This is a genomic window from Corynebacterium sp. zg-331, assembly GCF_014267345.1.
Taxonomy (GTDB): Bacteria; Actinomycetota; Actinomycetes; order Mycobacteriales; family Mycobacteriaceae; genus Corynebacterium.
This window is the reverse complement of record NZ_JACMYD010000009.1, coordinates 62,013-71,220: the sequence shown is the minus strand read 5'-3', so window position 1 is coordinate 71,220 and position 9,208 is coordinate 62,013. Positions and strand designations below refer to the sequence as shown.

10 protein-coding genes and 2 pseudogenes are annotated in these 9,208 nt (G+C 63.8%); 3 read left to right on the top strand and 9 right to left on the bottom strand.

Features of this window, described 5'->3' with window-relative positions; genetic code table 11:
- The first annotated feature begins 1,274 nt into the window (after positions 1-1,274).
- Positions 1,275-1,454 carry a hypothetical protein gene (locus H7347_RS09545; RefSeq protein ID WP_152823277.1) on the top strand — a complete coding sequence of 60 codons (180 nt, stop codon included), beginning with the start codon at positions 1,275-1,277 and terminating at the stop codon, positions 1,452-1,454.
- 16 nt (positions 1,455-1,470) lie between these two features.
- Here the strand turns inward: H7347_RS09545 and H7347_RS09540 are convergent, their stop codons facing one another.
- The 4 genes from H7347_RS09540 to H7347_RS09525 are packed head-to-tail and all read right to left on the bottom strand — an operon-like array spanning position 1,471 to position 4,519.
- On the bottom strand, positions 1,471-2,085 hold the full coding sequence (locus tag H7347_RS09540; protein WP_152823276.1) for a hypothetical protein: 615 nt from the start codon (positions 2,083-2,085) through the stop codon (positions 1,471-1,473).
- A 7-nt stretch (positions 2,086-2,092) separates the two neighbouring features.
- Positions 2,093-2,860: an ABC transporter ATP-binding protein gene (locus H7347_RS09535; RefSeq protein WP_186337454.1), complete on the bottom strand. Its 768-nt coding sequence runs from the start codon at positions 2,858-2,860 to the stop codon at positions 2,093-2,095.
- Positions 2,853-4,127, bottom strand: a complete 1,275-nt coding sequence (locus tag H7347_RS09530) for a hypothetical protein (RefSeq protein WP_186337453.1) — start codon at positions 4,125-4,127, stop codon at positions 2,853-2,855. The genes H7347_RS09535 and H7347_RS09530 overlap by 8 nt, the downstream gene beginning before the upstream one ends.
- Before the next feature lie 20 nt (positions 4,128-4,147).
- A complete protein-coding gene (locus H7347_RS09525) occupies positions 4,148-4,519 on the bottom strand; it encodes a hypothetical protein (RefSeq protein WP_152823274.1) in 372 nt (123 codons plus the stop codon).
- A 128-nt stretch (positions 4,520-4,647) separates the two neighbouring features.
- Between H7347_RS09525 and H7347_RS11030 the strand changes: the two are divergent.
- Positions 4,648-4,904, top strand: a pseudogene (locus tag H7347_RS11030) (NADPH-dependent FMN reductase); the annotation flags it as partial.
- A 236-nt stretch (positions 4,905-5,140) separates the two neighbouring features.
- Here H7347_RS11030 and pth (H7347_RS09510) read toward each other — a convergent pair.
- Complete coding sequence (gene pth / locus H7347_RS09510; protein WP_370513960.1) at positions 5,141-5,773, bottom strand: aminoacyl-tRNA hydrolase; 633 nt, start codon at positions 5,771-5,773, stop codon at positions 5,141-5,143.
- A gap of 31 nt (positions 5,774-5,804) precedes the next feature.
- On the opposite strand from pth (H7347_RS09510), the gene H7347_RS09505 reads away from it, so the two are divergent.
- Entirely contained in the window at positions 5,805-6,830 is a 1,026-nt protein-coding gene (locus H7347_RS09505; RefSeq protein WP_152823273.1) for a nitronate monooxygenase family protein, read from the top strand.
- Positions 6,831-7,047: 217 nt separating this feature from the next.
- On the opposite strand, the gene H7347_RS09500 is transcribed toward H7347_RS09505, so the two are convergent.
- The 4 genes and pseudogenes from H7347_RS09500 to pth (H7347_RS09485) all read right to left on the bottom strand — a co-directional run bounded on the left by H7347_RS09500 (position 7,048) and on the right by pth (H7347_RS09485) (position 9,165).
- A complete protein-coding gene (locus tag H7347_RS09500) occupies positions 7,048-7,293 on the bottom strand; it encodes a hypothetical protein (RefSeq protein ID WP_152823272.1) in 246 nt (81 codons plus the stop codon).
- A gap of 138 nt (positions 7,294-7,431) precedes the next feature.
- Positions 7,432-7,794: a hypothetical protein gene (locus H7347_RS09495; protein ID WP_152823271.1), complete on the bottom strand. Its 363-nt coding sequence runs from the start codon at positions 7,792-7,794 to the stop codon at positions 7,432-7,434.
- Positions 7,794-8,634: pseudogene (locus tag H7347_RS09490) on the bottom strand (fumarylacetoacetate hydrolase family protein). Before H7347_RS09490 ends, H7347_RS09495 begins: the two are co-directional and overlap by 1 nt.
- Positions 8,635-8,640: 6 nt before the next feature.
- A complete protein-coding gene (gene pth, locus H7347_RS09485; protein WP_152823270.1) occupies positions 8,641-9,165 on the bottom strand; it encodes an aminoacyl-tRNA hydrolase in 525 nt (174 codons plus the stop codon).
- Positions 9,166-9,208 lie beyond the last annotated feature (43 nt).

Sequence of the window (9,208 nt, the reverse complement as noted above, 5' to 3'; positions counted from 1 at the left end):
CAATCACAAGACGAGCTGCCTCCCTCCGGAACTCCGGAGTGTAGCTCTTTCTTTGTTGCCCACTCACAATGAACATCTTCTCCTACGGGCACAGGATCCGTACTAATCGGGTGTCCACTAAACGAGGACAACCCCACAGTAGCGCGTTCTGTGGTGCGGTATATGAAGTCTGTGGCGGATCTTGATGATCCGAGGGCACGAGGTAAAGCGCTATCAGGGCCTTTGTCATGGTGTTAGGTTTGCTGGGGGTGGTGGCGCTCTACCCTTTCGGGGAAGTATGGTCTGTTCTTGCCCCTGGGGTGCTCATGATCGCCATTGTATTGGCCCAGCATCTCGCTCCAGAGGCTGCATTTTCCCAGTACTTCTCTACCGCTAAGGAGTGGGTGTTTCCTTGGGAACTGTGCCTGGTGCTTTTTGTGCTAGCCACAGGGTTAGCATGGCGTAGAAACTCTCTTCCCCAGGCGTGATGTAGCGGTGATTACCTATGGTGGCGTACCCCGTGGAGTGGGAATTATGGGGCAAGGGTGATCCGTGAGGTTGCGAGGGATAAGGCTTTTCCATACCAGAACGGCGTGAACAAAATCTTTTCCCATGCAAGATAGCAGCCGCCGCCGTGGGTGCGATGATGGCGGTTATGCCGCTTGCCGCCGCGCAACCTGCGGTATCCCTCGGATCGGCCGCGCTCGCCGGGTGGGGCACCTCACCCGTAGGAATACAATAGATAGTGATCTTTGGGGATTCCTTTACTGTCATCGGGCCCATCGCGCCGGGTGGTGGCGAGCATACGGAAAAGGGCTATCAGCTCAAACCGACCTGTAAGAAGGACACCCGCAACTGGCCCCATTCTGCGGCCCAGGCCGCAGATAAGACCCTGGCGGATTGGTCTTGTAACGGTATGGGCGGCATGTTCCTCTCGTGGAGCTTCCGGCCACAGTCGAGGAGTCTATCCGTGCCGGGAACATCGGCCCCGGCACGGAGCGCGTGGTGATTGTGTATGGTGGCCTCGACGCTTTCCAGTGGGCGGACGTGGCGGCGTCTATCGTCAATGTGCAGAACGCTCTTCCCGGCGCGATGGCGGGAGTATATGCCAGGATCAAGGATCGGCTTGCCCAGGCGGCTCCCGGTGTCGAGGTGGTCATCGCGGGGTACCCAGAGATGGCGAGCGATGACCGCATATGCCTTATCAACCCGATCCCCGATAGGCTCACGGAGCTACCCGTCCCCGGAGCGACGCTTGTCCAGCATCATCTGAAAAATGCGCGGAGGTCACTGGATTGCGCTCCATCGACACCCTGGAATTTACCCGGGGTCATGGAACCTGCGCCGCCAAACCCGAGGATAGGTGGGTGGTGGGAATCTACGATCCGGCGGTGGCCACCAATCTGACCAACCACCCCTCGATTAACGGCAGCATGGAGATCGGCAAGATCATCGGGCAGGAGCCGTACCGGTAACCGGTGGGCGCTACGTTTAACGGCGCGCGTCGCGTCTGGCTGTGTCCACCGTGCCCAACGCCACCAGGCTCCCGAGCAGGAATACCGCGCTCAGGGTGATGGTGAGGTGGTTGATGGTGAGCAGCATGTTCCACATCACCGGGTGCTCCGCGTCCCGCCAGGGGTACAACAGAAGAAGGATGAGCAGCGCTAGTGGCGGAATCCAGGCCACCGCGCGGGCGGACAGCGCCACGCTCAGGCAGCACAACCCCTGCCACAGCGCGGTGGCGCAGAGATACATGGCCGCGTCGCGGGCCGTCAGCCCAATATGCGCCGTGGTTTGAAGAAGAACCATGCCGAGGGCCAGCAGGAGGAGCTGGGTGGCCATGATCCCCGCGAGGCTCAGCGCGCGCACCCGCAGCAGGCGGGTGGGGGCGGTGGCCTCCATCGCCGGAGCCACCGGGTGCACGCAGCTGGCCGCCAGCGCGCCCAGTGCCACCGGGAGCAGGCGCGTCAGCGGGGTATCGCGGATGCCGTTGGCCCCATAGATGCCGTAGGAGGTGGGGAAGATCAACAGCAACAGCACGCACATCGCTGCGCTGAGCAGCAGGGCGGTGCGGATTCGTCGGGACGAGAGAAAGCTGCGGTACATGGCCGGGCTATGCCCTCGTGTCCTGCGTGCCGCTGAGCAGCTTGCGGTAGGCGTGCTCTAGGGCGTCAATGGAGCCATTCCCGGAATCGGTGAGCACCCGGGCCGGGCCGCTGTGGCGAATGGTGCCCTTTTCCAACACCAGGATGTGATCGGCGCAGGCGGCCACGTCCTCCACCAGGTGCGTGCTCAGCAGGATCGTGGGTGGATCGTCCAGGTGGCGTAGGCGGGAGAGCAACTGGCGGAACTCGTAGCGCTGTTCTGGGTCTAGGCCTGCCGTGGGTTCGTCCAGGATGATGTACCGGGGGCTACCGGCGATGGTCGCGGCGATGCCCGCCCGCTGGCGCATGCCACCGGAAAGTTCCTTGATCCGGGTATCGGCGCTCGCCTCTAGGCCCACGGAGGCGACGGCGCGTTGCGTGGCCTCCGAGCGCCGGGCGGCGGGGTACTCCCGCATCCACAGGCAATAGCGCACAAATTCTTGCACGGTCATGCGCTCGTCCACGGAGAAGTTCTGGGGCAAAAATCCCAGGTTGCGGCGGATCTCGTCGCGCTGTGCGCGCTGTTGTGGGTCGAGACCACCCAGGCGCACCTCCCCGGAGCGCGGGGAAGCGATGGTGGCCAGGATCCGCAGCAGGGTGCTCTTGCCCGCCCCGTTGGGGCCGAGCAGTCCGGTGATGGACTGCGCAGGGGCATCAAAGCTGAGGCCGTGGAGTACGTTCTTGCGGCGGTAACCGGCGATGATCCCAGTGCAAGAGAAAGCGGATTGATTAGTCATGAGCCAGAAACTCCTCGGGAGCATACGAACAGGTGGCGGTGAAGGAGGCCAGCGCGGAGGCGAGCCGGGAAAGCTGCTCTTGTTGGCTGAGGTGGGCGAGCTCTTGCGAATAATCCAGGCGAGCGCCGTCGCGCTCGGGGTCGGAGGTGCTAAATCCGTTGTAGGCGATATCCCCATAAATGAAATTGGTGAGCAGATCATAAAGAAGGTCGGCCTTGTCTGGGGCCGCAAGGGAACAAGCATCGGGCCAACGGAGGATATCGGCAAAACTTTGGGAGGCGGGCCAACTGGGGGTTTTCCCGCCGTAGGAAGAGATATAAGACAGGGTGTAATCTTGCCGTTCTACTTCCTCGGTCGCACGTGCGCGTTCCTGTGGAATACCCGGTTCGATGGCCACGATGGGGCCGATATTCAACCCGGCTGCGGAACTCAAATCCCGGGTGCGGCGAAGATAAGCGCGGGTATCGTCCCACTTAAAAGAATCTTCCAGCCACAGGCATAGAGTATCTTCTTCAGAGCTTTCGCAGCGGGTATTTTCTACGTCGGAGCGCAGATAACCGCCGGTTTGTTGACCACCCACGATGAAGATCATCGTCACGATCAGCGTGGTGCCGATGCCCGCAGTTGTCCGGGAACCGCGCAGGGAGATGGTGCGTGCGGCAAGGGCCACGGCAACCGCGATGAGAAGAATCGCCGCGCAGACCACCATGACCTCCCATGCGGCGGGGCGAAAGATCTCCCAGGTATCTACGCTGGCCGGGGAGAGCACGATATACATTCCGGAGTAGAGGCCAAGAAAGAGTGCCACGATGGCCCCTCGCAGCGGGCCAAGGCGCAGGTGGGCGGCGAGTGTGCCCAGGAGATAGAGCACCAGGCCGAAGGCCAGGGCGTAGAAACCGTAGCGTAGGTCTAGGTATCCCGGAAGTGCGAAGATGGTACCGATGAGAAGCACCACTGATTGACACAGCGCGGTGGGGAGAAAAACGCACAGCAGGTAGCCGCCGAGGATTTCCTGGAATCGTATCAGGAGCCAAGAGCGCGGCGTGCTCAACCAGATCGCCGTGCCGTGGTGGGCGAGGCGGGTGGCTTCTTGCCATGCTGCAAGGGCGCAGATGACGCTGCCGATAAAGACGAGGGGACTCCACAGGGCCATGGTCAGGCCGTTATAGGAGGAAAACCAGGTCTTTCGCATAATCAGGCAGAAGATCAACCACATTGCGGGAATAGGTAATCCCGCCGCGATGTGGGAGATGAGGCGTGGGCGCACCGCGTTCTCTCCTTATATCGTTACTGCCAGAGGGTTTGGCCACTGTGAACGTTGAACGTGCATCCAACTTTGGCTATGCTGCTGACGTTGGAACCGTTACCCACATAGGCCCAATCGCTGACCCGAGTTGGTTGCGCCGTGCACCATACTTTGGTGGCCAGTTGTCCGCTTTTTGTGGAGGGCCTGCAATTTGTCCAGGCATCGCTTCCGTCAATATAGGCTTGGCAGCCGTTTACTTTATTTCCACGGTAGCCCTGGGCGGCATACGCGGTGGGGGCGAGAAATGCGGCAGCGGTGGCTACCGCGAGGAGAGCGGAACTCATTTTTTTGCCTTCATGGCTTGAGTCCTTTCCAATATCGGTGGAATGATGTAGATCGTCCTGACTGGACATGCTTGATTGTATAGTTATGTATAAATTGCGGTCAATGGTCCATGGTAAAAATCTTAAAATTACCCCCGTGTGGGTGGTATCCTTCGTATATTCTTCCTGGCTGTGCGGGGTGTGAAGGCCGATCTTAGATCGGTATTGTCATTGGATCCATCCGCCAGGGCCGCCTGGGAGATCGGATTGGGCGGTGGGTGTTGGAGACCGCCCGTGCCACCGAAGGGGAGGACGGCCAGGCGTCCGATGTTGAGCTGATCGACCTCAAGGACGTTGACCTGCCCCTATACGCCTCCGAGGTGCTGCCCGCGATGCCTTTCTCTTTGTCACCCCGGAGTACAACCGCTCCGTGCCCGGGGCGATGAAGAAGGCCGTGGATTGCCTGGGCCGGAGTGGCGGGGCAAGCCGTTGGGATTTATTGGGTATAACGCCACCGGAGGCATCCGCACGGTGGAGCACTGGCGCGCCATTATGGCAAATTTTCAGTGCCCCATGCTGCGCACTCAGCTTGAATTCAGCATTTTTAGCGATGTCCACGAGGGTTACTTTTAACCCCGCGCAGCGTTCCGCAGACACGCTGGCGGGCATGCTCGAGGAGCCGGTGAGGGAAACCGTGCGGCGATAAAGCCGCTAGCGACGGTGGATCTCGTTCTGAGCGCGCGGCAGGCCCTGACTCACGATGAGCCGGGCGGCCTCGGCGGCGTTGCCAATACCGGAGCGCAGCTCGGGGGTATCGGGCAAGTCCCCCAGCACGTAGTCCACCACGGGGGTGCCCTTGGGCGGGCGGGAGATACCCATGCGCACCCGCAGGTAATCCCGCGTACCCAGCTCCGCGCTCACCGACTTCAGCCCGTTGTGCCCGTTTTCCGCCCCACCCCGGCGTAGGCGGGTGGTGCCGATGGGCAGGTCGAGCTCGTCGTGGAGCACCACGATCCGCTCCGCAGGGATAGCCAGGGCGCGGGCCAGCGGGGCGATGGCTTGCCCGGAATCGTTCATGTAGGTGGTGGAGCGCACCAGCGCCACGGGGGTGGTGTCGATCGTGATGCGGCAGGCGGTGGCTGGCGCACCCGGGTAGGGCAGCAGTGGGGTAGCGCCGCGCAGGGCGTCGAGGGCCAGGTACCCCACGTTGTGCGGGGTGTTCTCGTAACGAGGGCCGGGATTGCCCAGCCCAATGATGAGCCACTGCGCGCCGCGGAGATCCGCCTCCGGAGCGCTCGCGCGAGGGGAGCGAAGAATATCGAGGATCCGGGAAATAACTGCCACCCGTTTATCTTTTCACATACGATGGGAGTGCATGAGCCTCCTTGACGATATGTCTACGCCCATCATTGCCGCCCCGATGGCCGGTGGCCCCTCCACTCCGGAAATGGTGTCCGAGGCGGGGCGCGCCGGAGGCCTGGGCTTTTTAGCTTCGGGCACGATCAGCGCGGAACAGCTGGCCCGGGACATGCGGGAGGTCGCGGCCCCGCGCTACGGCGTGAACCTTTTTTGTCCGCAGCAGCCTTACCGCGACCTCGGCCCGCTGGAAGCCCTGGTCGATGGGCTCGTGCCGCTGTTTGCCCGTCACGGCCTGCCCACCCCGGAGCTTCCCGCCGTGGATTACACGATGGGGTGGGACGCAAAGGTCGCGGTGCTTCTCGACGCCGCCCGCGCTGGCCACGGTCCCGCCGTGGTCAGCAGCACCTTTGGCATCTTCTCCCCCCACGAGGTGGACTGTCTCCATTCCTATGGCGTCGAGGCCTGGGTGACGGTAACCAACGAACACGACGCCGCCGTGGCCGCCCGCGCCGGGGTGGATGCCCTGGTCGTGCAAGGGCCGGAGGCGGGTGGACACCGCTCGACCTGGACGGTGGTGGAGGAACCGGATACTCGCCCGTTGCGCGAGTTGGTGGCTGCGGTGCACGCGGCTGCCTCGGCTACACCCCTTGTGGCCGCCGGAGGCCTGTCCACCCCGGAGACGGTGGCCGAGGCGTTGTCGTGGCCGGGGGTGCGCGCGGTGTCCTGCGGCACGGCCTTTCTTTTGGCTGAGGAGGCTGGAACCTCCGCGGCGAACCGGGCGCTCTTGGCCCGGGCAAGGGAAGAAACCGTGTCCACCCGCGCCTTTTCCGGGCGTTACGCGCGCGGTCTGGCCACGGCCTTTACCCGCGAGTACCGGGAGATTCCGCCCTCGTATCCACACCTGAACGTCCTGCTCAAGCCGATGCGCTCCGATCCCGAGTGCGCCTACTGCCTCGCGGGTCAGGCCTACCGAGAGGCTAAACCTCTACCCGCAGCAGACATTATGGAACTGCTTGGAAATCTGACGGGAAACGTTCGGTAATCACGGAGGATGCGGCCCTACGGTGAGGGGCATCGCGTCGGTGTCCGAATCTGATGACTCGGATTCCCGCTACGAGGGTTCCTCGGAGAACTTCCCCAAGATCGCCCCGGACACGGACAGCGTATTGAGCGTGCGGTCGGTGACGCAACGCGGTGGGGTTACACGCCGACCGTCGACGTCGCCATCGATCCCACTGCCGCGCAGCAAATGAGCAACCCTAAGAAACACACCGCTTCCTATCCAGGCCCTGCGCCCAGGCGAGGAACCTCGGGTTGTTCACCAGCATGAACGCCACGGCGAGCCAGAACAAAATGGCGATCCACTCCCGGCCGCCGATGTAGAGGGTGGCCTCGACCGCGTAGATGGGGGCGAGCACCAGGAACGTGCGGTTCACGAAGCGCTCCGGGCGGGTGGCGAACACGGTGCGCACCGCCCACAGCGTGGCGATCAGGGCTGCCGCCATGAGCAGGCATCCGAGCACGGGGGGGGGCGAGGGAATAATACTGCTTATCCATGCCCTCGCGCGCCGTGCCGAAGGAGGGCAGGGTGACCGCGATCAGCCAGGCGAGGTTGAACAGGCGGGCGCGGCGGGTGTGCATGCTTACTCCTCGTCGGGTTCGAGGTTCTTCGCCCAGGTGAGGACGTAGTGGTTCTCCACGATGCCCATCCATATGACTAACGGCCAGATAAGCACGCTCAGCCACTCCCAGCTTCCGATTCCCGCCGCGGCCAGCAGCAGGTAGAGCGGCCAGGAAGCGGAAAAGGTGCGCGTGATAAAGACGTCGGCGTGCGTGGACCTCATGGTGCGCAGGCCCCAGATGGTCACCGCGGCGGCGGCCAGGGCGGTGGCGATGCCAAACAGCGCGGAAAACGGGGGGTAGCGCGCGCCGGTGCCGCCGAAGAGGGGAAAGGGCAGGACGAGAAGCCAGATGATCTTGGTGACGGTTGTCTTGGTAACGCGCACTACTTCCCTTCAAAGATCGTGGTGTTGGCGATCTCGCCCAGACCCTCCACGCGGACGCGCACCGTATCGCCGTCGCGCAGGTAGCGCTGGGGGGAGCGGGCGTGACCCACGCCGGCCGGGGTGCCGGTGACGATCACGTCGCCCGGTTCCAGCGGATACAGGGCGCTGAGGTATTCGATGAGCGCCTCCGGGTAAAAGACCAGGTCATCCGTGCGAGCCTCTTGCATGGGGGCGCCGTTGAGCCAGCTTTGCAGCAGGGCGCCGGGGCGGAAGGCGTCGCGGGTGGTCAGCCAAGGTCCAAAGCCGCTGGACCGCTCCAGGGACTTCCCCTGGTGCCATTGCAGGGTGCGGTACTGGTAGTCCCGCAGGGAGTAGTCGTTCATGATGGCGTACCCGGCGATGTGCTCCGTGGCCCGGTCGGCGGGCACGCGGCGCGCCCGCCGACCGATGATCACCGCCAACTCTCCCTCGAGTCCGCCGCCTCCTGCGCCCAGGGTGGCAGCACCACGTCGTCGTAGGGGCCGGTCAGCGCCTCGGGGAACTTGATGAACAGCGTGGGGACGTTCGGGCGCTCGTGGCCCATCTCCTCGATGTGGCGGGCATAGTTCAGCCCCACGCAGATGATCTTGCCCGGGCGCGGAATCACCGGGGCGAGATCCTGGGGGGGCGCACCACACGCCGCGGGCCCGCGGCCGTGCGGGCGATCTCTTCCCAGTTGTCCTTCCGCAGCAGATGCCCCACGCTGGTGTAGTCGGCCAGGACGGTGGCGGTGGTGGGATCGGAGTCGAGGCGGGCGGCGTGCATGCCGCCATCGGGAGATCGCAGTGTGGCCAGGCGCATAGTCCCCTAGGCTAGCAGCCTTTCCAGCTCGTCGGCGGCGTCGGCGCACAGGATCGGCAGCTGCTCTTGCTCCGCGCGGGAAAACGGCTTGAGCACGAAGGCCGCCGGATCCATGCGCCCCGGAGGGCGGCCGATGCCGCAGCTTAAGCGCACGTAATCCCCGCTGTCCAGGGCCTTAGTGATGGAGCGCAGCCCGTTGTGCCCGTGATCCCCGCCGCCGGGGCGAGCCTTGATGCGGCCGAAGTCCAGGTCGAGCTCGTCGTGGAGCACCACGATCCGCTCCGGGGCTACGCGGAAAAACGCGGCCAGGGCCGCCACCGGGGTGCCGGAGAGGTTCATCATGGAGCGGGGACGGGCCAGGATCAGGCCGCCCTGGGAATAGATCTCCGTGTTGGACTTGCGGTGCACACTCAGCCGCGCCCCGGGGTGCCGGGACAGCATCTCTTGGAGAACCATCGCGCCGAGGTTGTGCCGGGTGTGTGCGTACCGGGAGCCGGGGTTGCCCAGACCCACCACGAGGGAGGTAGTCATGGGGCCCAGGGTAGCGTAGGCCAAGAAAAATCCCGGTGCGGGG